19 protein-coding genes are annotated in these 21,756 nt (G+C 67.3%); 13 read left to right on the top strand and 6 right to left on the bottom strand.

From position 1 onward, the window contains the following. Positions 1 to 11: 11 nt before the first annotated feature. Positions 12 to 1,901: a ribonucleoside-diphosphate reductase subunit alpha gene (locus tag ACWGL1_RS02470; RefSeq protein ID WP_452111078.1), complete on the bottom strand. Its 1,890-nt coding sequence runs from the start codon at positions 1,899 to 1,901 to the stop codon at positions 12 to 14. A 272-nt stretch (positions 1,902 to 2,173) separates the two neighbouring features. Here ACWGL1_RS02470 and ACWGL1_RS02465 point away from each other — a divergent pair, with 272 nt between their 5' ends. The 3 genes from ACWGL1_RS02465 to ACWGL1_RS02455 all read left to right on the top strand — a co-directional run bounded on the left by ACWGL1_RS02465 (position 2,174) and on the right by ACWGL1_RS02455 (position 6,494). Further along, positions 2,174 to 2,911 (top strand): phosphatase PAP2 family protein, encoded by a 738-nt coding sequence (locus tag ACWGL1_RS02465; protein WP_291782930.1) that lies wholly within the window; start codon positions 2,174 to 2,176, stop codon positions 2,909 to 2,911. 82 nt (positions 2,912 to 2,993) lie between these two features. Then, the gene (locus ACWGL1_RS02460; protein ID WP_452111077.1) at positions 2,994 to 4,313 is read left to right on the top strand and encodes an acetyl-CoA hydrolase/transferase family protein; all 1,320 of its coding nucleotides are present in this window, start codon (positions 2,994 to 2,996) and stop codon (positions 4,311 to 4,313) included. A gap of 72 nt (positions 4,314 to 4,385) precedes the next feature. Beyond that, positions 4,386 to 6,494 (top strand): response regulator, encoded by a 2,109-nt coding sequence (locus ACWGL1_RS02455; RefSeq protein ID WP_452111076.1) that lies wholly within the window; start codon positions 4,386 to 4,388, stop codon positions 6,492 to 6,494. An 11-nt stretch (positions 6,495 to 6,505) separates the two neighbouring features. Here ACWGL1_RS02455 and ACWGL1_RS02450 read toward each other — a convergent pair whose 3' ends face one another. After that, positions 6,506 to 7,162: a glutathione S-transferase family protein gene (locus tag ACWGL1_RS02450; protein WP_338577020.1), complete on the bottom strand. Its 657-nt coding sequence runs from the start codon at positions 7,160 to 7,162 to the stop codon at positions 6,506 to 6,508. Positions 7,163 to 7,311: 149 nt separating this feature from the next. Here ACWGL1_RS02450 and ACWGL1_RS02445 point away from each other — a divergent pair, with 149 nt between their 5' ends. Further along, positions 7,312 to 8,358 carry a ribonucleotide-diphosphate reductase subunit beta gene (locus ACWGL1_RS02445; RefSeq protein ID WP_312218584.1) on the top strand — a complete coding sequence of 349 codons (1,047 nt, stop codon included), beginning with the start codon at positions 7,312 to 7,314 and terminating at the stop codon, positions 8,356 to 8,358. Between the two features lie 67 nt (positions 8,359 to 8,425). Here ACWGL1_RS02445 and ACWGL1_RS02440 read toward each other — a convergent pair whose 3' ends face one another. The 3 genes from ACWGL1_RS02440 to ACWGL1_RS02430 form a co-directional block, all read right to left on the bottom strand. Further along, positions 8,426 to 8,941: a cell wall hydrolase gene (locus tag ACWGL1_RS02440; protein WP_338577018.1), complete on the bottom strand. Its 516-nt coding sequence runs from the start codon at positions 8,939 to 8,941 to the stop codon at positions 8,426 to 8,428. Positions 8,942 to 9,045: 104 nt separating this feature from the next. Next, positions 9,046 to 10,548, bottom strand: coding sequence for a sensor histidine kinase (locus ACWGL1_RS02435; protein ID WP_338577016.1), 1,503 nt, complete (start codon positions 10,546 to 10,548; stop codon positions 9,046 to 9,048). Further along, a complete protein-coding gene (locus ACWGL1_RS02430) occupies positions 10,545 to 11,273 on the bottom strand; it encodes a TVP38/TMEM64 family protein (protein WP_452111075.1) in 729 nt (242 codons plus the stop codon). Before ACWGL1_RS02430 ends, ACWGL1_RS02435 begins: the two co-directional genes overlap by 4 nt. Before the next feature lie 180 nt (positions 11,274 to 11,453). On the opposite strand from ACWGL1_RS02430, the gene rpmH reads away from it, so the two are divergent. The 6 genes from rpmH (at position 11,454) to ACWGL1_RS02400 (ending at position 16,180) form a co-directional block, all read left to right on the top strand. Next, positions 11,454 to 11,588 carry a 50S ribosomal protein L34 gene (rpmH, locus tag ACWGL1_RS02425; protein ID WP_003164000.1) on the top strand — a complete coding sequence of 45 codons (135 nt, stop codon included), beginning with the start codon at positions 11,454 to 11,456 and terminating at the stop codon, positions 11,586 to 11,588. Positions 11,589 to 11,622: 34 nt separating this feature from the next. Beyond that, positions 11,623 to 12,051, top strand: a complete 429-nt coding sequence (rnpA, locus tag ACWGL1_RS02420; RefSeq protein ID WP_338576993.1) for a ribonuclease P protein component — start codon at positions 11,623 to 11,625, stop codon at positions 12,049 to 12,051. A 5-nt stretch (positions 12,052 to 12,056) separates the two neighbouring features. Continuing rightward, positions 12,057 to 13,859 carry a membrane protein insertase YidC gene (gene yidC, locus ACWGL1_RS02415; protein WP_291782964.1) on the top strand — a complete coding sequence of 601 codons (1,803 nt, stop codon included), beginning with the start codon at positions 12,057 to 12,059 and terminating at the stop codon, positions 13,857 to 13,859. Between the two features lie 4 nt (positions 13,860 to 13,863). Then, the gene (yihA, locus tag ACWGL1_RS02410) at positions 13,864 to 14,532 is read left to right on the top strand and encodes a ribosome biogenesis GTP-binding protein YihA/YsxC (protein ID WP_312218592.1); all 669 of its coding nucleotides are present in this window, start codon (positions 13,864 to 13,866) and stop codon (positions 14,530 to 14,532) included. Positions 14,533 to 14,605: 73 nt separating this feature from the next. Beyond that, positions 14,606 to 15,109, top strand: a complete 504-nt coding sequence (locus ACWGL1_RS02405; RefSeq protein ID WP_291782971.1) for a DUF3617 domain-containing protein — start codon at positions 14,606 to 14,608, stop codon at positions 15,107 to 15,109. 75 nt (positions 15,110 to 15,184) lie between these two features. Next, a complete protein-coding gene (locus ACWGL1_RS02400; RefSeq protein WP_452111074.1) occupies positions 15,185 to 16,180 on the top strand; it encodes an LLM class flavin-dependent oxidoreductase in 996 nt (331 codons plus the stop codon). A gap of 81 nt (positions 16,181 to 16,261) precedes the next feature. Here ACWGL1_RS02400 and ACWGL1_RS02395 read toward each other — a convergent pair whose 3' ends face one another. Further along, the gene (locus tag ACWGL1_RS02395) at positions 16,262 to 17,257 is read right to left on the bottom strand and encodes a KpsF/GutQ family sugar-phosphate isomerase (RefSeq protein WP_452111073.1); all 996 of its coding nucleotides are present in this window, start codon (positions 17,255 to 17,257) and stop codon (positions 16,262 to 16,264) included. A 179-nt stretch (positions 17,258 to 17,436) separates the two neighbouring features. Here ACWGL1_RS02395 and otsB point away from each other — a divergent pair, with 179 nt between their 5' ends. Genes otsB through ACWGL1_RS02380 form a run of 3 tightly spaced genes read left to right on the top strand, consistent with a single transcriptional unit; the run spans position 17,437 to position 21,373 of the window. Next, positions 17,437 to 18,222 (top strand): trehalose-phosphatase, encoded by a 786-nt coding sequence (gene otsB, locus ACWGL1_RS02390; protein ID WP_452111072.1) that lies wholly within the window; start codon positions 17,437 to 17,439, stop codon positions 18,220 to 18,222. Next, a complete protein-coding gene (locus ACWGL1_RS02385) occupies positions 18,219 to 20,003 on the top strand; it encodes a glycoside hydrolase family 15 protein (RefSeq protein WP_452111071.1) in 1,785 nt (594 codons plus the stop codon). The genes otsB and ACWGL1_RS02385 overlap by 4 nt, the downstream gene beginning before the upstream one ends. After that, complete coding sequence (locus ACWGL1_RS02380; protein WP_291782986.1) at positions 20,000 to 21,373, top strand: alpha,alpha-trehalose-phosphate synthase (UDP-forming); 1,374 nt, start codon at positions 20,000 to 20,002, stop codon at positions 21,371 to 21,373. The genes ACWGL1_RS02385 and ACWGL1_RS02380 overlap by 4 nt, the downstream gene beginning before the upstream one ends. Positions 21,374 to 21,756 lie beyond the last annotated feature (383 nt).

Raw genomic sequence — 21,756 nt, 5'->3', positions numbered from 1 at the left:
GCGGGCCGGCCTTACTGGCAGGCCAGGCACTCGTCGTAGTCGGTGCGGGCGATGGAGAAGAGGTCCGGCTGGTTCGGATCGATCTCTTCTTCCTTCTTGTCCTCGGCGCCGGCGAAGGCGGCGCGCTGCACCGACTTGGAGCGCAGGTAGTAGAGGGACTTCAGGCCCCGCTCCCACGCCGACCAGTGCAGCATGTGCAGGTCCCACTTGTTGACGTCGCCGGGGATGAACAGGTTCAGCGACTGCGCCTGGCAGATGTCGCCGGTGCGGTCGGCGGCCAGTTCGATGACCCAGCGCTGATCCAGTTCGAAGGCGGTCTTGTAGATGGCCTTCTCGTCGTCGCTGAGGGCGTCCAGGTGCTGGACCGAGCCTTCGTGTTCAAGGATGGAGGACCAGACGGCTTCGGTGTCGATGCCCTTCTCGCCCAGCAGATTCTGCAGATAGGGGTTCTTGACCGCGAACGAGCCCGACAGGGTCTTGTGAGTGTAGATGTTGGCCGGGATCGGTTCGATGCCCGCCGACGTGCCGCCGCAGATGATCGAGATCGAGGCGGTCGGGGCGATGGCCAGCTTGTGGCTGAAGCGCTCCATCACGCCGCGATCGGCGGCGTCGGGGCAGGGGCCCTTTTCCTCGGCCAGGGTGCGGCTGGCCTTGTCGGCCTCGCGGCGCAGGTGCTTGAACAGGCGCATGTTCCAGCTCTTGGCCATGGCCGATTCAAAGGCCACGCCCTGCGACTGCAGGAAGGAGTGGAAGCCCATCAGGCCCAGACCCACCGAACGCTCGCGCTGGGCCGAATAGACGGCGGCGGCCATCGACGACGGGGCGCGGGTGATGAAATCTTCGAGCACATTGTCGAGGAAACGCATGATGTCCTCGATGAAGCGGGGCTCTTCGCGCCACTCCAGGAAGGTCTCGGCGTTGACCGACGACAGGCAGCAGACGGCGGTGCGCTCGACGCCCTTATGGTCGAGCCCCGTGTGCAGCATGATTTCAGAGCACAGGTTGGACTGCTTGACCGACAGGCCCAGGTCCTTCTGGTGCTGCGGCATCTGCCGGTTCACCGTGTCCGAGAAGATCAGATAGGGCTCGCCCGTCTGCATCCGGATTTCCAGGATCTTGGTCCACAGGTTGCGGGCGTCGACGGATTTGCGGACCTCGCCGTTCTTGGGCGAGATCAGGTCGAACGGCTTGCCTTCGCGGACCGCCTCCATGAAGGCGTCGGTGATGTTGATGCCGTGGTGCAGGTTCAGCGAGCGGCGGTTGAAGTCGCCCGACGGCTTGCGGATCTCGAGGAACTCCTCGATTTCCGGGTGGTGGATGTCCAGGTAGACGGCGGCCGAGCCGCGACGCAGGGACCCTTGCGAAATCGCCAGGGTCAGCGAATCCATCACGCGGATGAAGGGGATGATGCCCGAGGTCTGGCCCGCGCCCTTGACCTTCTCGCCGATGGAGCGGACGCCGCCCCAGTACGTGCCGATGCCGCCGCCGTTCGAGGCCAGGGAGACGTTTTCGTTCCAGACGTTCTGGATGCCGTCCAGGCTGTCGTTGACCGAGTTCAGGAAGCAGGAGATCGGCAGGCCGCGATCCGCGCCGCCGTTCGACAGCACCGGCGTCGCCGGCATGAACCACAGCTTGGACATGTAGTCGTAGACGCGCTGGGCGTGGTCGGCGTCGTCGGCGTAGGCCGTGGCGACGCGGGCGAACATGTCCTGATAGCTTTCGCCCGGCAGCAGGTAGCGGTCTTCCAGGGTCTTCTTGCCGAAATCGGTCAGAAGGGCGTCGCGCGTGCGGTCCAGCTTCAGACCGCCGACCACCGTCAGCTGAGGCTTGGCCTCCGGCGGCGCCGAGGAAACCGTAGAGAATTCCGTCGTCTGCAGAGCTTCGCCGCCAGCCATTTTCATCCCTGTCCCGAACAAATCGATTAGAAGGCCGTACCGGTTTGAGACACTACATCTAGTGGCTGCTCGCCGGTGTTCGGCTAGATATATGGGTGCATATCCCTAACCGCAGGTAAAGCTCTTGACGGGAGCTTTTCTGACGAATCGGTGGGTGGCTGATCACACCCTGTGGAAATGACTCAGGAATTGGGGGTGATCACATTTTTCACCGAACCGTCGTCGATTTCTGCGAGGCCTGAAAGGGAACGTCGCAACAGCTTGGCCGTTAGCGCCCCATGGCTCCGCATCCTACCGCCTTCCTGACGCGCGCCCTGCGGGTCGCCCGCACAGAAATCGCCGCTGTGGCCGCCATGCTGGTGGTCGCCCTGGGGGTGCTGATCTTCATCGAGGTGGCCGACGACATGCGCGAGGCGGACGGCCAGGCCTTCGATCAGGCCGTGCTGGCGGCGGTCCGACCCTTCGCCGATGATCCGGGTCGGCCCTGGGGGCCGTGGTGGCTGCACGAGGCGGCGGCGGACCTGACCTCGCTCGGCGGCATATCCGTTCTGACCCTGTTCGCCGTCATCGCCATCGGCTTCCTGCTGATCATGGGCAAGCGGCTGTCGGCCCTCATGCTGATCGTCGGCCTGGCCGGCGGGGTGGCCCTGAGCGAGGGGCTGAAGGCCCTGTTCGAGCGCGAGCGGCCGCCGCAGATCTATCAGGCGGTGGAGACGCTGAACGCCAGCTTCCCCTCGGGCCACGCCCTGCTGTCGACCGTCTTCTACCTGACGCTGGGCGTCATGCTGACCCGCGCCTTTCCGCGCAAGCGGCTGAAGGCCTACGTTCTGGGCTGCGCGGTGGTGATCGCCCTTCTGATCGGGCTGACGCGAATCTACCTGGGCGCGCACTGGGCGTCGGACGTGTTTGCGGGCTGGAGCGTGGGCGCCGCCTGGTCGATGGCCCTGTGGCTGGTCGCTTACGCCGCCGAGCGCCGCCAGCGTCTGCATGACGCGCCGCTTCAGGATGCGCCCTAGCCGTCCTTCCTTAGACCAAGGTCTAGCGCCGCGACGGCGCGCGGCTGACGGATAAAGAAGGACGACGCTTCAGGAGGTTCCCATGACCGATTTCGCCGCCCTCTACGCCGAACGGCTGACGACGCCCGAGGCGGCGGCCGCCCTGATCCCCTCAGGCGCGAAGGTCGCCATGGCCCTGGGCGTCGGCCAGCCGCCGACCCTGCTGAAGGCCCTGGCCGACCGGGCCGAGGCGCGGCAGGTCGGCGACGTCAACCTCTACTACCTGCTGTCCACCGCCATCGCGGGCGAGACGGTGATGCGCTACGAGCTGACCGACCGCATCCGCCCGCACAGCCTGTTCCACGGCGCCATCGAACGGAAGCTGGAGGCGCGCGCGATTGAGGAAGGCCGTCGCGCCGTCTGGTTCGTGCCGACCGGCTTTCAGCAGACGCCGCGCGTGCTGACGCGCGAGATCGGCGTCGACACCCTGCTGGCGACCGTCTCGCCGATGGACGCCGAAGGGTATTTCAGCCTGGGGACCAACACCGACTACGCCCTGGCCGTATCGAAGACGGCCGAGCGGGTGATCCTGGAGGTCAATCCGCACATGCCGCGCGTGTTCGGCGACTGCCGCGTCCATGTTTCGCAGGTCGCGGCCCTGGTCGAGCATTCGGCGCCCCTGCTGGAGGCGGGCAAGGCGCCTCAGCAGCCGCAGGATCTGGCCATCGGCGCCCTGATCGCGGGACTGGTCGAGGACGGGGCGACGCTGCAGATGGGCATCGGCGCCCTGCCGGACGCCGTTTGCGCGGCCCTGCATGACCATCGCGATCTGGGCATCCATACCGAAATGCTGACGCCTGGCCTGGTCGAACTGATGAAGGCGGGCGTCGCCACCAACGCCCGCAAGACCCTGCATCCGGGCAAGACGGTGTTCACCTTCTCCATGGGCGACCGATCCACCTACGAATTCCTGCATGAGAATCCGGCGCTCGAGGCTCATCCGGTCGACTATGTGAACGATCCCGCCGTCATCGCCCGCAATGACCGGATGATTTCGGTCAACGCCACCCTGCAGATCGACCTGTTCGGCGCCTGCTGTTCCGAACATCTGAACGGGCGGCAGTATACGGCGGCGGGCGGTCAGCTGGACTTCGTGCGCGGCGCGGCGGCGTCGCAGGGCGGCAAGTCGATCATCGCCTGCCATTCGACAGCGGCGAAGGGGACGGCCTCGCGCATCGTGGCCCGGCTGGACGGTCCGGTGACGACGCCCCGCAACGACATCCACTACGTCGTCACCGAGCATGGGGCCGCCAATCTGAAGGGGCTGACCGACGACGCCCGCGCCCGCGCCCTGATCGGCCTGGCCGCGCCCGAGTTTCGCAAGGGGTTGGAGGAAGACGCGAAGGCGATGGGTTTGCTTTAAAGGCCGCCCGAAGGAGGCTTTTTTTACAATTCCCGTACAGACTGCCCGCAAACGGGGGAGAGAAGACCAGTTATGCACGGGCGCTGGCGACTGTTTCGTCATGCGGCCGGCCGCGAGGCCGGTCCGCCGGCGGTCGCCTATGTGGCGCTGTTCGCCCTTTGCCTTCTGGTCGGTCAGTGGAGCGTGGACGCCTATAAGGCGGTGATCGTCTGGCCGGCGAACGGGGTGTTGCTGGCCGCCTTCCTGCAATTGCCGCGTCGCAAGGCGTTCGTCGTGCTGCTGCTCTGCCTGGGCCTGAACCTGGGCAGCACGGTGATGCGAGGGGACGGGCCGCCCTACGTCTGGCTCAATCCCCTGCTGAACCTGACCCAGGTGTTGATCGCCGGCGTGTTGGCGCGGCGACTTTGCGGCGCCGCCCTGGATCTGCGGCGTCCCCGCCGTCTTCTCACCTTTGCTCTCGGCGCGGCGGTTCCGGCGGTGCTCGTCACCAGCACGGCGTCGGTTCTGCTGGCGGTCTGGGTGCGCGGCTATTCGCCCGAGCTGGCCGTCTTCGTCTGGACGCACCTGGTCATGATGGAGACGCTGGGCCTCCTGGTCGTCACCCCCAGCCTGCTGTTCTTGGCGCGGGCGCATCGTTTCCAGGGCGAGACCGCCTCGCCCTGGCTGTCTCTCAGTCTCCTGGCGTTGACGGCGGTGGTGGTCTCGGCAGTGTTCCTGCAGTCGGGATCGCTGCTGTTTCTCATCTTTCCGCCCCTCATGCTGGCGGCCTATCTCCTGTCGCCGCCTTGGATGGCGGCGACCCTTCTCGCGGCGGCCGGCGTCAGCTGCATCCTGACCCTGGAAGGGCATGGGCCCGTGGCTGCGGCGCAGGTGTCCGAGGTGGCGGCGCTGGCCCATGTGCCGGGGCGGCTGCGGCAGATGTCGCTGTACCACGGCTTTCTTCTGGTCGCGGTTCTGTGCTCCCTGCCCCTCAGCGCCCTGATGGCCGAAAGGCGCGCGGCGGCGAAGCGGCTGGCCCAACGCACCGCCCTGGCGCTGGCGCAGCGGCGGCGAGCCGAGGCCGCCGCGGCCGCCAAGGCCCGCTTTCTGGCCCTCATGAGCCATGAGATGCGCACCCCGCTGAACGGGGTCAGCGGCTATGCCGACCTTCTGTCCCGGCGGGCGGATCTGACGGACGAGGCGCGCGCCCAGGTCGTCGCCGTGCGCGATGCGGGAGAAGCCATGCTCAGGCTGGTGGAGGACGTGCTGGACGCCTCCGACGATGACGCCGCAGTGCGACCCGAGATCTTCCCCGTCGCGGCCCTCGTCCGAGAGGCTGGCGAATCCGCCGCCATGGCCGCCGAGGCCAAGGGGCTGGCCTTCGATCTCGACCTGGACGTGGATGAGGCGGTCAGGGGCAGAGGCGACCCTCATCGACTGGCGGCCGCCCTGCGTCACCTCCTGTCCAACGCCGTCAAATTCACCGACCAGGGACGCGTGGCCCTCAAGGCGCGCCTGGACGGCGGTCGGCTGACTCTGACGGTGCAGGACATGGGGCCGGGGATCGCGCCGGAGCTGGAGCCGGTGCTGTTCGACCTGTTCCAACTGGGCGATGATTCCCTGAACCGTCGCCATGGCGGCGCGGGCCTGGGCCTGCCGGCCGCTCGGCGACACGCCAGGGCCATGGGCGGCGACGTGATCCTGAGCCGGACCTCGGCGCAAGGCTCCGTCTTCACCCTGACGGCGCAACTGGACCTGAGTGCGATTGAAACAGACGTCGAGAGCCCGGGCGGATTGACGGATGCGGCGTCGTCGCTTCGGGTTCTGGTGGTGGACGACCATCCGACCAATCGTCTGATGCTGCGGACCATGATGGAGGCGGCGGGCTGCGCCGTGGCGGAGGCCGTGGACGGACGCGACGCTGTCGGTAGGGCCGCCCTGGAGATCTTCGACCTGATTCTGATGGATGTGCGGATGCCGCGCCTGAACGGGCTGGAGGCGACGCAGATGATCCGCGACGGCGGCGCGGCCTCCGCGCAGGCGGTGGTTCTGGCGGTGACCGCCGACGCCATGCCCGAGGACGCTGCGCGATGCCTGGGCGTGGGCATGGACGGCCATCTGGCCAAGCCGGTCACCCATGATCGGCTTTACGCCGCCGTGGACCAGGCCTTCCGAGCCGCCCAGGCGCGTCTGGCCGCCTAGTCTATGGCCGCCTAGCCTTCCCAGCCGTCCTCGAAGGGGAAGCGTTCCGACCAGAAGGCTTGAAGCGCGGGCAGGGCGTCGACGCGGCGCACCACTTCGGCCATGCGGGGCGCCTCGGCGTAGAAGCGTCGCCGCTGCGGCGTCCAGCGGCTGGCGGTCGCGACATAGAGGTCCAGCACCGTCATCTCCTCGCCCAGCAGGAAGCGGCCCGGCGCGACCTGGGCGTCCATCATCCGCCAGCAATCGGCGATGCGGTCGATGGTGCGGCGCTGGATTTCGGTCTGGGCTTCAAGGTTGTCGCCGACAAGCCGCGCGGGTTCGTCGCGCACCCAGAACATCGAATAGATGGAGGCGGGGATGAAGCTCATCCAGCGCAGGAACTGCGCCCGACGCGGATCGTCGAACGCGGGCGACAACCGCGCCTGTGGATGGGAATCGGCCAGCCAGATCAGGATGGCGGCGCTTTCGGTGATGATCTCGCCGCCGGGCGTGACCAGGGCCGGCACTTGGCGCATGGGATTGACCGCCGCCACCTTGTCTCGCTCGGCTTCGCCTTCCCAGGTCGGCGCCTCGACCACCCGATAGTCCTGTCCGATCAGCCGCAGCGTCGCCTCGACCGGAACCGAGCCTGACCCGGCTGCGCCGTAGAGTGTGAAAACCATCCCCATCTTCCTCCCCAGTTTCCTGTCATCGAAACACCATATCTAGCGGTCTGATGAAAAGTGATCGCTAGATGTGCGCATCTTCCCTTGTCCCCGCGCGCCGGCGGACGCATGGTGGAACGCACCTTCTCCGGATTCGCCTCAGGTCTTCTACGATGAACGCTCCCGCCACGATCATTCGTCCCGGCACGCCCGGCCTGCTGACCCCCTCGGCCGCCTACAAGCCCTTCCGCTACCCGTGGGCCTTCGACATGTGGAAGAAGCAGCAGCAGGTCCACTGGATGCCCGAGGAAGTCCCGATGGGCGAGGACGTCAAGGACTGGGCCGCCAATCTGAACGACGGCGAGCGCAACCTGCTGACCCAGATCTTCCGCTTCTTCACCCAGGCGGACATCGAGGTGCAGGACAACTACATGGAGCGCTACGGCCGGGTCTTCAAACCGACCGAGGTGAAGATGATGCTGGCCGCCTTCGCCAATATGGAGACCATCCATATCGCGGCCTACGCCTTGCTGCTCGAGACGATCGGGATGCCGGACAGCGAGTTCGGCGCCTTCATGGAGTACGAGGCCATGAAGGACAAGCATGACTACATGGGCCAGTTCGGGGTCGACAGCGACGCCGACATCTGCCGCACCCTGGCCATGTTCGGGGGCTTCTCCGAAGGGCTGCAGCTGTTCGCCAGCTTCGCCATGCTGATGAACTTCCCGCGTCAGTCCAAGATGAAGGGCATGGGACAGATCGTGTCCTGGTCGGTGCGCGATGAAAGCCTGCACTGCGAAGGCATCATCAAGCTGTACCACGCCTTCAACAAGGAGACGGGCGCCGTCACCAAGGCCGTGGCCGACGACATCGTCGACTGCTGCAAGACGGTGATCGAGATGGAGGACAAGTTCATCGACCTGGCCTTCGAAATGGGCCCGGTGAACGGCATGACGCCGGACGACATCAAGGCCTACATCCGCTTCATCGCCGACTGGCGCCTGCGCCAGCTGAACCTGCCGGAAGTCTACGGCGTGACCGAGAACCCGCTGCCGTGGCTGCAATCGCTGCTGTCGGGCGTGGAGCACGCCAACTTCTTCGAGGCGCGCGCCACCGAATACTCCAAGGCGGCGACGCAGGGGTCCTGGCACGGCGCCGACGGCGTCTGGGACAGCTTCGACAACATGATGAAGCGCCGCACGGAACCGGCCGAGGCCTGAATCCCGCGGTCACGCGATCAGGGCGCCCCGACGGAAGGTCGGCGGCGCCCCTTTCTTTTCAGGCGTCTCAGTTCGGCGCCTGACGGCCCGCGTTGCAGCGCGCCGTATCGCCACGCTCGCAGGCGGCCACGGTGGCCCGCCAGTCGGCCATGTCGCGTTCATAGCGGGCCTGGGCCTCCTCGGCCGCGCGCAGTTCGGCCTCGTGCCGTTCCTGGGCGAGACGAGCGTCGGCCTGGGTCTGATCGACCTCGGCCTGCCAACGGCGCTGGGCGTCGGCCTGAGCGGCCTGGTTGGCCCGGTCCTCGTTCTCGGCCAGGTCGTTCTGGGCGACGATCTCGGCGTTGAGGGCCTGGGTCTCACGCAGTTCCTGGGGGGTCTGGGCTGAATCCGGCGCGCGGTGATACCGCTCGCCCTTGGCCAGCATCTCGGCCACGGGGTCCTTGGGCGCCGGGGGCGTGGCGCTCTGATTCTGGCTTTGGGCGTAGCTCGCGCCGGCGCTCAGGGCGAGCGCCAGCGCCGAAGGCAGCATCAACGCCGTCCAGACGCGCGAGGGGAGGGGGCGCGAAGGCGTGTGACGGATCATGAGGTCTCTCCTTTGCAGGGCGAGGATGCGAAAGGCCGCAAGCTTGGCGCTTCCGACGCTTGATGGAAACAACGTTCCGGAACGGGGAAGGCTGCGCCTGAGCCTCACTGCGGCAGCAGAAGCTCGAAGCGCGTGCCCTGGGGGCCGGTGTCCAGCAGGACCAGGGCGCCGCCGTGGTTGGCCGCCAGCTCGCGCGAGATGGTCAGGCCCAGGCCTGTGCCGTCGGCCCCGCCGCCGCTGACGAAGGGTTCGAACAGGCGGTCGGCCAGACGCGGCGGGATGCCGGGACCGTCGTCGCGCACGCCGATGGCGGCCATGCCGTCGCGGAGCTCGGCGCTGACGGTGATCGCGCCCTTGCCCTTGTTGAGGCCTCCGGCCGCGGACTCGATGGCCTGGCGGGCGTTGCGCATCAGATTGACGAGGATGCGGTGCAACTGATCCGGATCGGCGTTGACGGTGAAGCGGGCGGGCAGATCGCGCACCAGGCGCACGCCGTCGGGCTCCAGCCCGGCGTCCTCGGCGGCGGCGGCTACGGCGCGGGCCAGCAGCATCTTCTGAAGCTGGGGCGCTGGCTCCTCGGTCTTGCCGTAGGCCAGGACGTTGCGCGCCAGGGTCGAGGCGCGGCCCAGCGCCCGCTCCAACCGGGGCAGGGCGGTCGCCACCAGGGGATCGGACGAGGTCGACAGCCGCTCGGACGCCATCTGGGCCGAGGTCAGCATGTTGCGCAGATCGTGGTTGATCTTGGCCACCGCCTCGCCCAGCGCCGCCAGACGGGCGCGTGAGCGCAGGGACTGACGCACCTCCTCCTGCATCCGAGCCAGTTCGCGCTCGACCCGGCCGATCTCGTCCTTGCGGTCCGAGGGCGTTTCGGCCGGGCTTTCTGGATTGGCGGCGAAACGCTCGATCGAGCGGGTGACGCGGCGCAGGGGCTGCAGCACCAGCATCGACAGGGCGGCGTACAGCAGGCCGCCCGCCACCGCCGCGATCAGCAGCGACATCATCAGGCTGTTGACCAGGAAGCTCTCCAGCTCCTTCTTCAGCGGCTGGGCCGGGGCCAGGATCTCGATCAGGTCGCCCGAGCGATAGCGCGGCGCCGCCTGCACCCGCAGCGAGCGGTCGGGGTGGCCGAACAGGGTCTTCCACGGGTCCAGCAGCCGGGCGCCGACGCTGCGCTGGCGCAGGTCGATCAGTTCGGGCGCGCGCGGCAGGTTGGGGGCCTGCAGCAGCAGACGCCGCACCCCCTGTTCGCCGATGACCACCGACTGCACCCCGCCGATGCTCAGCAACTGTTCGGCGGTGGAATCCTCGACGGCGGAATAGGGCAGGGCCTCGACCCCGACCGAGGCCAGTTCGGCCGCCTGCAGCCGGTCCATCAGCCACCGCTCCTGGAAGGAGGCGGCGCTGGGCACGATGATCAGGGCGGCGACCGCCAGGGTGAAGGCGACAGTCAGCAGCAGCAGTCGGCTGGACAGGCCGTCGGGCGCCCGCGGCTTCAGCCGCCGGCGCAGGGCGCTCCACCGGGCGGGCAGGGCCGCAGGCGTCCTGGCGGGCGTCGCCGGGGCCATGGGCGTCTGCAGGCCGGTCGGAAGGGCCTCGCGCTCCGTCATGACGCCTCCATGCGGGGACGGGCGCGCAGCTTCTGGGCCAGCTTGAGCAACAGGGGCAGCAGCATGGACAGGAAGGCGACCCCCATCAGAGGCCAGAGGAATTCCGCGAACAGGCTCCGAATGTCGGTATTCGGGTCCGTGACCAGAACGTCGTGCAGGCTGTCGCCGATCCAGCAATAGATGGTGTGCGCGGGCAACAGGCCGATGAAGGTGGCGATCACATAGGGCCGCAGCGGCGCCGCCATCACGCCCGCCGCCACATTGATCATGTGGAACGGCACGGTGACGACCAGGCGCGCGACCAGCACGTACCAGAAGGTGTTCTTGTCCACCCCGGCGCAGACCTTGTTCAGCAGGCCCGTATCGGCGGCGGCGCGGCGGCGCAGGGAATCGCCCAGGGCGGTGCGCCCCACATAGTAGACGGCCAGGGCGCCGACCGTGGCGGCGAAGGCGGTGGCGACGCCCCCGACCCACGGACCGAACAGATAGCCCGCCGTCACCGTGATGAAGACCACCCCCGGAACCACGCTGGCCGTCAGCAGGGCGAAGACCAGCATCAGCGCGCCGAGCATCAACAGATAATGTCGGGCGGTCAGGGCCTCCAGCGCCGTTCCATGCTCGCGCAGGGTGTCCAGCGACAGATAGCGATTCCAGCCCATGCCGAAGATCAGGGCGACGGCGGCCAGCAGCACGGCCAGGGGCAGAAATCTTTTGACCCGGTCCAAGCCGCGCTCCGTCCTCTTCTTCCTGACATCCTTAGCGTATTTCCAGACGCCGTGCGCCCCTGTCGGCGATGTGGAAAAGCCGCTTCGGCGTTGACTCTCGTCCTGCCGCCGCTTATACGCCCGCCTCTCTCGCGGCTGACGCTTGTGTCTGTCGCCAACCCCAGTAACCCGGAGCCGACCGTGAAGCGGACCTATCAGCCGTCGCGACTCGTGCGCAAGCGCCGTCACGGCTTCCGTTCTCGGATGGCCACCAAGAACGGTCAAAAGATTGTCGCGCGTCGCCGCGCCAAGGGCCGCAAGCGCCTGACGGCCTGACGTCACGCGCCCATTTCCCTTCAGGGCGGGGCGCATGACCGATCTGATGAAAATCGATCGCCTGTTGCGGCGGCCCCAGTTTCTGGCGGCCGCCAAAGGCGTTTCCCAGGCCCGCGGCGCCGTGGTGGTCCAGCAGTTGGATCGCGCCGACGGCGACCCGACGGTGCGCCTGGGATTCACCGCCACCCGCAAGATCGGCGGCGCCGTGATCCGCAACCGCGCCAAGCGGCGCCTGCGGGAGGCCGCCCGCATGCTGACCCCGCTGCACGGCCGGGCCGGGTGCGACTATGTATTCATCGCCCGGATGGGCACGGCGGACCGCGACTGGGACCGTTTGCTTGACGACGTGAAATCGGCCCTTACAAGGCTCGCAACCCCGCGCGCGGCTTCCGATATGGGAGACCGGGCCGCTTCGACCGCCCGCGTCGCCCCCGACCCGCGCCCCGCCGACCAGGACCGCTGATCCCGATGCAGAACCAGAATTCGCGCAACACCATCATCTTCTTCGTGTGCGCGGCCCTGATCATGGGCGTCTACTACTTCATGGTGATGCGCCCGCAGGCCGAGGCGCGTCGCCAGGCCCAGGTCGTCGCCGCCGAGCAGCAGAAGGCGCGCGAGGCTTCGGCCGACGCCGGTCTGACGCCGTCGAGCGCCGCGCCGGGCGTCTTCATCAAGGAGCGCGCCGAGGCCCTGGGCACGGTCGCGCGCGTGCCGATCCAGACCCCGACCCTGAAGGGCTCGCTGTCGCTGCAGGGCGCGCGCATCGACGACCTGTACCTGACCAACTACAAGGAAACGCTCGACAGGAATTCGCCCCCGGTCGAGCTGTTCCGCCCGCAGGGCATGGAGCACGCCTATTTCGCCCAGTTCGGCTGGAGCGGCCCGAACGTCCCCGGCGGCGTGCCCGGCCCCAACACCGTCTGGCGCCTGACCCAGGGTTCGACCCTGACGCCGACCACCCCGGTCGAGCTGACCTGGGACAATGGCTCGGGCCTGCGCTTCACCCGCGTCGTCTCGATCGACGACCAGTATATGTTCACGGTCAAGGACACGGTGGCCAACCTGGGAACCCAGGCCATCGCCATCGCCCCCTACGGCCGCGTCGAGCGCCAGGGCGTGCCGGTCGACCTGGGCAAGCAGATGATCCTGCACGAGGGCGCGATCGGCGCCTTCGGTTCGGACGGCAAGTTCACCACCGAACAGGTCAAGTACAAGGACTGGGCCAAGAAGCCGCGCATCGAGAAGGACTCGACCGGCGGCTGGCTGGGCATCACCGACAAATACTGGCTGGCGGCCCTGATCCCGACCCAGGACGAGGCCATCGAAGGCCGCTTCTCGGTGCGCGACGCCGACGGGATGAACATCCACGAAGCCGCCATGCTGGGGGCCACCCACACCATCCAGCCGGGCCGCCAGATCGAGGAGACCCAGCGTCTGTTCGCCGGCGCCAAGCGCGCCGAAGTGCTGAAGGGCTATGAGGAATCGCTGGGCCTGCCGCGCTTCGTCTACGCCATCGACTGGGGCATGTTCTGGTTCCTGACGCGTCCGATCTTCACGGTGGTGGAGTTCTTCTACGGCGTTCTGGGCAACTTCGGCCTGGCCATTCTGGCCCTGACCGTCGTGGTCAAGCTGATCCTCTTCCCGCTGGCCAACAAGTCCTACGAGAGCCTGTCCAAGATGCGGACCCTCCAGCCCAAGATGGAGGAGATCAAGAAGAAGCACGGCTCCGATCCGCAGAAGCAGCAGCAGGAGATGATGGCCCTCTATCAGCGGGAGAAGATCAATCCGCTGGCGGGCTGTCTGCCGATGGTGGTGCAGATCCCGGTCTTCTACGCCCTGTACAAGGTGCTGTTCGTGACCATCGAAATGCGTCACGCGCCCTTCTTCGGCTGGATCCGCGACCTGTCGGCGCGCGACCCTTCGACGATCTGGAACCTGTTCGGCGCCGTGCCGTGGGACCCGGCCACCCTGCCGATCCTCGGCGGCATTCTGAACGGCCCGCTGCACCTGGGCGTCCTGCCGCTCGTCTACGGCTTCACCATGTGGCTGCAGATGGCGATGAACCCGCCGGCGCAGGACCCGATGCAGCGTCAGATCTTCGCCCTGATGCCGATCGTCTTCACCTTCATCATGGCTCCGTTCGCGGCCGGCCTGCTGATCTACTGGGCGTGGAACAACGTGCTGTCGATCATCCAGCAGTATGTGATCATGCATCGCTTCGGCGCCGAGAACCCGATCGACAGCTTCATCGCCCGCTTCAAGAAGGCCTGATCGGTTGGACGCTTCGGACGAGCCCAAGGTCGGAGAATACTCGGACGCCGAGGTCGAGGCGGCGCGCATCCTGTTCGCGCGCCCCGCGACCTTCATCATGGGCTGCGCCAAGATCGAGCAACTGCCGACGCCGGACCTGCCCGAGATCGCCTTCGCCGGGCGCTCCAACGTCGGCAAGTCCAGCCTGATCAACGGCCTGGTCGGGATGCACAAGCTGGCGCGCGCCTCGAACGAGCCGGGCCGCACGCGCGAGGTGAACTTCTTCGACCTGGACGGGCGGATGCGCCTGGTCGACCTGCCCGGCTACGGTTGGGCCAAGGCGTCCAAGACCACGGTCAAGAAATTCCAGGATCTGGGCCGCGACTATCTGCGCGGCCGGGTGACGCTGAAACGCGTCTATCTGCTGATCGACGCCCGCCACGGCCTGAAGAAGGTGGACGACGAGGCCCTGGATGCGCTGGACCTGTCGGCCGTCTCCTACCAGATCGTCCTGACCAAGGCCGACAAGCTGAAGAAGGGCGAGGCCGAAAAGGTCCAGGCGGCGACGCTGAAAGCCATCTCCAAACGCCCGGCGGCCTATCCGCACGTCGCCGTCACCTCCTCGGAAAAGGGCTTCGGCCTGCCCGAACTGCGCGCGGAGATCATGCGCACCACCGGCGTCGTTCTCGACTGAATCTCACGTTGGCGTGAACCGTTAAGCCGGACCGGCGTTGTCCCCTCGGTTCTTAACGAGAGGGGAGCGCTCCATGCGTTCAGCGATCATCGGCGGCGTCGCCGTCGCCTGCCTGCTGGGTCTGTCGGCCTGCGGAAACAACAACAAGGCCGAAACCCCGGCCGCCGACGGGGCCGAGACCGCCTCGACGGCTCCTGCGGCGACGCTCGACGCGCCCAAGCCGGGCCTGTGGCGCGTGTCCACCGCCATGGAAGGCATGCCGGGCGGCGCAGCCATCGCGCCCCAGGAAGTCTGCATCAAGGAAGCCAAGCTGGAGGCTCCGGCCAACACCCAGCAGCCGGGCGCTGATTGCACCACCCAGCCCTTCGCGCGTCAGGGCGACGCCATGGTCGCCACGTCGACCTGCACCCTGCCGGGCAATATGAAGGCCGACTCCACCATCCGCGTGACCGGCGATTTCAACAGCCGCTACGTCACCGAGGTCACCACCAAGATGGACCCGGCGCCGACGCCGCAGATGGCCCAGACCAAGGTCACCATGACGGCCGAGCGCATCGGCGACTGCCCCGCCGCCTGATCGCGGCCTGCCGGATAACGACATGATCGTCACGGCCGGTATGGCGTCGCTGAAAAGCGGCCCCATATCGGTCGGATGATCCCTCTGTCCATTCTCGACCTCGCCCCCGTGCCGGAAGGCTCCGACGTGGGCCAGGCGCTTGCCAACACCATCGATCTGGCCCGCCACGCCGAGAGGCTGGGCTACAACCGCTACTGGCTGGCCGAGCATCACAACATGCCGGGCATCGCCAGCGCCGCGACCTCCGTCGTCATCGGCGCGGTGGCGGCGGCGACGAAGACCATCCGCGTCGGCGCCGGCGGGGTCATGCTGCCCAACCACGCTCCCCTGGTCATCGCCGAACAGTTCGGCACCCTTAACGCCCTTCATCCCGGCCGGATCGACCTGGGCCTCGGTCGTGCGCCCGGATCGGATCAGGCGACGGCGCGCGCCTTACGCCGCACGCTTCAGGGCGACCATGACGCCTTCCCGCAGGATGTGATGGAGCTGATGCAGTGGTTCGCGCCCGCCACGCCGGATCAGCGCATCATCGCCAATCCGGGCGAGGGTCAGGCCGTGCCGATCTGGATCCTCGGCTCCTCGACCTACGGCGCCCAGCTGGCGGCGCATCTGGGCCTGCCCTACGCCTTCGCCAGCCATTTCGCGCCGGGCGAGATGATGCGGGCCCTCGACATCTATCGCCGGACCTTCCGCCCGTCGCCGTATCTCGACAAGCCCTATGTCATGCTGGGCTACAACGCCTTCGTGGCCGAGACGGATGAGGCGGCGCGCCTGCTGTTCACCTCGGTCCAGCAAGCCTTCGTCAACCTGAGGACCGGCCGTCCGGGCAAACTGCCGCCGCCGGTCGAGGGCTATTACGAGCGGCTGGACGGCGCGGCGCGCGGCATGATCGACGCCGCCCTGGCCTGCTCGGCGGTAGGCGCGCCAGCGACGGCCAAGGCCGCTCTCGACGCCTTCATCGCCCAGACCGACGCCGACGAGCTGATGCTCACCAGCCAGATCTGGGACCCGTCCGCCCGCGTGCGATCGATCGAACTGCTGGCGGCGGCGACGGGACTGGCGGCTGTCTAACGCTGGCTTTCGGGCGCCTGAGGCGAGATGACGCCCTCGATGTCCAGATGACGCCAGGCCGCGCCTAGGTCTCCCCAAGTCTCAGGACACATAGCCCGCCTGCATCAGTTCGGCGATATGGATGATGGCGACCGGACGGCGTTCCTCGATAACGAACAGATTGCTGATCTTGTTCGCCGTCAGCAGATCGACCACGTCGCTCATCCGCGCTTCCGGATCGACGACGATTGGACTGCGGCTCATAATGTCCGCGGCGCGCAGGGTCGAGATGTCGTTGGCGAAAGCTCGGCGCACATCACCGTCGGTGATAATGCCGGCCAAAGCTCCGTCCGGCGCCAAGACGGCGACCGCTCCTTTACGCCCCTGAGTGATCGCCGAGACCACCGCGCTGAAGTCCGCGTCCAGCGGCACGCTGGCCGGGGCGGCGGCGTTATCGCCCATCCACTCGCGCACGGTCTGCAGGCTCATGCCCAAGGCCCCGCCCGGATGGTGCAGGCCGAAATCCTCGCGCGTGAAGCCGCGACGGTCCATCAGCACCATCGCCAGGGCGTCGCCCATGGCCAGGGTCATCAGCGTCGAGGTCGTCGGCGCCAGGCCGTTGGGGCAGGCCTCGGCCACCTTGGGCATGGTCAGGCAGACGTCCGAATGGCGACCCAGGAAACTCTGGGGCCTCTGGGTGACGCCGATCACCGGAATGTCGTTGCGGGCGCAGAAGAGCAGCGGATCGCGCAGTTCGCGGCTTTCGCCCGAGTTGGAGATGGCCAGAAGCGTCGTGTCGGGGCGCAGCATCCCCAGGTCGCCATGGCTCATCTCGGCCGGGTGAACGAAGAAGGAATTGGTCCCGGTGGAGGCCAGGGTGGCGGCGATCTTGCCGCCGATATGGCCCGACTTGCCCATGCCGGTCACCACGACATAACCGGGACGCGACAGGATGACGTCGGCGGCGCGCGCGGTGGAGGAATCCAGCGAACGCTCCAGCGCCTCCAGCGCCTCTATGTTCAGGCGCACGACTTCGCGCGCCCGATCGGACATGGCGGTCAATTGTTCCGGAGAGGAGGGGGCGGAAAAAGCAGTCATGACGGCTCCAGACGCCAGGGCCGCTTCGGCGGCTCTTCATAGCGCAGTGGCAAATGCCTCATTCGCGAGTTCGATACAATGGCGCCGTCGCGGGTGAATGGTCGATGAATAAATGACAACCAAAGCGACCCTCATGCGTTGCAATACGTCCTGGGGATAGAAAAAGAATCTTGAGACGTATGTCATCACCACAGGGGCTCGCCTGCCCTCGACTGCCCGCGCCGCCTGCCCGACTGGCCGAGGCTGCGCTTTTTCTCGATCTGGACGGGGTGCTGGCCCCCCTAGCGCCGACGCCCGACGCCGTGGGGCCGGAGCCGCGTCGCACCCGCACCCTCACGCAATTGACACAGGCCCTGGGCGGGCGGGTCGCCGTCGTCAGCGGCCGCACCCTGGCGGAGATCGACCGCATCGTCGACGGCGCGGCGAGCGCGGCGTCCGGGGTGCATGGGTTGGAGCGGCGCCGCGCCGACGGCGCCCTGAGCGCGCGGGCTCCGGCGCCTTCGGTGCGGACCGCCGTGGCCGCCTTTGAGGATTTCGCCCAGAGTCGCCCCGGGGTGATTGTCGAGGACAAGGGGCTGTCGGCCGGGCTGCACTTCCGTCAGGCCCCGAACGAGGCGGCTGCGGCCCTGACCCTCGCGACAGCCCTGGCGGATCAGACCGGCCTGACGCTTCAGCCGGGCTCGATGGTGCTGGAGCTCAAGACCCCCGGCGCGGACAAGGGCGTCGCGGTCGCGGCCTTCATGACCGAGCCGCCCTTCAACGGCGCCACGCCTGTCATGGTGGGGGACGACCTGACCGACGAGGCCGGCTTTCGGGCGGCCGAAGCGCTGGGCGGTTTCGGCGTCCTGGTGGGCCCCGAGCGGCCCACCGCCGCCCGCTACAGGCTGGAGAATGTGGAGGCGGTGCTCGACTGGCTCGGCGCCCTGGCCTCCTCCGCCGCAGAGGAGAAGGAGGCGCGCGCATGACGCCCAACCTGGATCTGGCGCCCATCGGCAACTGTTCGGTCAGCGCCCTGATCGACCGTCAGGGGCGGTTTGTCTGGGCCTGCGCCCCGCGCATCGACGGCGATCCCGTCTTCTCGGCCCTCATGGACGGCGCCGCCCCCGAGCACGGCTTCTGGGCGATCGAACTGGAAGGCCAGGTCTCCGTCGAGCAGGAATACGTCCGCAACACCGCCGTCCTGCGGACGGTGCTGACGGCGGCGGACGGCGCCGCGATGGAGATCATCGACTTCTGCCCGCGCCACCTGAAGCATTCGCGCATCTACCGCCCGGTGGCCTTCGCGCGCGTGGTGCGTCCGCTGGTCGGAACGCCGCGCGTCACCATACGCCTGCGCCCTTCGGCCGACTGGGGCGCGAGCCGCGCTCAGCATACCTCGGGCTCCAACCACATCCGCTATCTGTGCAGCGATGTGACCCTGCGGCTGACCACCAACTGCCCGGTCAGCCATGTGCTGAACGAGCGGACCTTCCGTCTGGAGGAGGAGATGGCCTTCTTCCTGGGGCCGGATGAAGGTTATGACCAATCGGTCCTGGCGGGCGTCAACGCCGCCCTGGACCTGACCATCGCGCACTGGAAGCACTGGACCCGGACCCTCTACCTGCCTCTGGACTGGCAGGAAGCGGTGATCCGCGCCGCCATCGCCCTGAAGCTGTGCGTCTATGAAGAGACCGGCGCCATCGTCGCCGCGATGACCACCTCCGTGCCGGAATTCCCCGAAAGCGGGCGCAACTGGGACTATCGCTACTGCTGGATCCGCGACGCCTACTATACGGTGCGGGCGCTCAACCGGCTGGGCGCGGTGGACATCCTGGAGAGCTACCTCGGCTATCTGCGCAATCTGGTCGACGCCTCTGCGGGAGGGCATGTCCAGCCGGTCTATGGGGTAGGGCTGGAGCCGGCCATCGTCGAGCGTATCGTCGACAGCGTCGAAGGCTATCGCGGCATGAAGCCGGTGCGCGTCGGCAATCAGGCGCACGAGCATCTTCAGCACGACGTCTACGGCCAGATCGTCCTGCCTCTGGTCCAGGCCTTCTTCGATCATCGCCTGCTGCGTCCCGGCACGATCGAGGATTTCCGCGCCCTGGAGAAGGTCGGCGAGCGCGCCTTCGCCATGCACGATCAGGTCGACGCCGGATTGTGGGAGTTCCGCACCATCGCCCGGGTGCATACCTATTCCTCGGTCATGTGCTGGGCGGCCTGCGACCGCCTGGCCCGGGCGGCGCATCATCTGGGTCTGGACGACCGCTGCGAGCTGTGGCGCGAGCGGGCGCGCATCATCCGCGAGCGCATCGAAGCCGAAGCCTACTTGCCCGACGAAGGCCGTTTCGCCGCCAGCTTCGGCGGGATGGAGCTGGACGCCGCCCTTCTGCAGATGACGGACCTGGGCTTCCTCGACGCCCACGATCCGCGTCAGGTGAAGACTTTCGAGGCGGTCGAGCGCGATTTGAAGCGCGGTCCCTACCTGTTCCGCTACGCCCACGCGGACGACTTCGGCGAGCCGGAGACCGCCTTCAACTTCTGCACCTTCTGGTACATCGAGGCCCTGGCCCTGAACGGCCGGGTCGAGGAGGCGCGCGTCATCTTCGAGGAGATGCTTAGCCGCCGCACCCATGCGGGCCTGCTCAGCGAGGACATCTCGATCCAGGACGGCGAGCTGTGGGGCAACTACCCGCAGACCTATTCCCTGGTCGGAATCATCAACTGCGCGGTCCTGCTCAGTCGCTCGTGGACGGACGCCCGATGAGCCGCCTGATTGTCGTCTCGAACCGCGTCTCGGCGCCCAAGGACCCCGCGGCGGGTTCCGCCGGAGGCCTGGCCATGGCCCTGTCGGCGGCGCTGCGGAAGTATGAGGGGCTGTGGTTCGGCTGGTCCGGCGAGACGGTCGAACATTTCACCGGCGAACTGAATGTCGAGGACCGGGCCGGCGTGACGGTCGCCACCGTCGACCTGGAGCCCCAGGACGTCGACGAATACTACAACGGCTACGCCAACAAGACGTTGTGGCCCCTGTTTCATCACCGGGTCGACCTGACGGCTTATGAACGGTCCTACGGCGAGGGCTATGAGCGGACCAACCGGCGCTTCGCCGAGGTGCTCGAGCCGCTGCTCGAGCCCGATGACGTCATCTGGATTCACGACTACCACATGATCCCCATGGCGCGGGATCTGCGGCGGCTGGGCGTGAACAACCGCATCGGCTTCTTCCTGCACACGCCCTGGCCCGCGCGTCAGTTGCTGGTGACGCTGCCGCATCACCGTCGGCTGGTGGAATCCATGTTCGACTTCGACCTGCTGGGTTTCCAGACGCGCGAATGGCTGGGGCTGTTCCAGCGCTATGTCGAGGTCGAGGCGCGCGGCCGGGTGCTGGACGACGGCCGTCTCGAAGCTTTCGGCCGCAGCGTCCGGGCCGGGGTCTTCCCCATCGGCATCGACGTGGACGGCTTTCTGGCGGCGCGCGATTCTCCGCTGGGACAACGCACTTATGACCGGATGGCGGCCTCGGCTGTTTTTCGCTCGGTGATCGTGGGGGTTGATCGGCTGGACTACTCCAAGGGGCTGGAGCAGCGCCTGCTGGGCTATGAACAGTTCCTGGAGGACAACCCCGACCAGCGCGGTCAGGTTTTCCTGCTGCAGGTCACGCCCATTTCGCGCGATGAGGTGGACACGTATCAGGACATGCGGGTGCGGCTGGAGGCTCTGGCGGGACGGGTCAACGGCGCCTACGCCGAAATGGACTGGCAACCGGTCCGCTATCTGAACCGCACCTTTCGCCGCGACCAGCTGGCGGGCCTCTATCGGGCGGCGCGGGTCGGCCTGGTGACGCCCCTGCGCGACGGCATGAATCTGGTGGCCAAAGAATATGTGGCGGCTCAGGACCCGGATGATCCGGGCGTCCTCATCCTGTCGCGTTTCGCGGGCGCGGCCGAACAGATGGGGGAGGCGCTCCTGGTCAACCCCTTCAGCCGCGAAGAGTTGTCCGAGGCGATCCAGAAGGCTCTCACCATGCCCTTGTCGGAACGCATCCGGAAGTGGAAGGCGCTGATGCAGGTCGTGCGGGACACAGACGTCGCGCGCTGGCGCGATGACTACGTCCGGGCCTTGCTGGCGACTTGAGTGATTCGAAACGACGTCTTTATCGTCTCATATTGTAAACTCGTCCGGATTTTGATGTTTCAAAATGACCAAGTTTCCGAGGCTTGGGCGACGAGAAAGGCATTATGTGTTGAAACGGCGCCACAGTGGACACATTCAGCGCCAAAATGGGGAACCGCTGCACTGCAATACCGTTCGGCTTTCGAGCGCCTTCGCGGTAACGCACGGGCTTTCGGATCAACCAAGAGTGTGAGGACACCATGAAGCTGAAACTTCTGGCCAGTGTCGCTGCCGCGGGGCTGTTCGCAGCCGGCGCTGCATCGGCGGAGCCCGATGGCTGGTACGGCGCGATCGACGCCGGCTACCACATCATCGACGACATCAACACCGAAGCGTCGGCGACC

This window comes from Brevundimonas sp. NPDC055812 (assembly GCF_053616535.1).
Note: the sequence above shows the minus strand (reverse complement) of the source record. Positions and strands in the feature narration are given on the sequence as shown.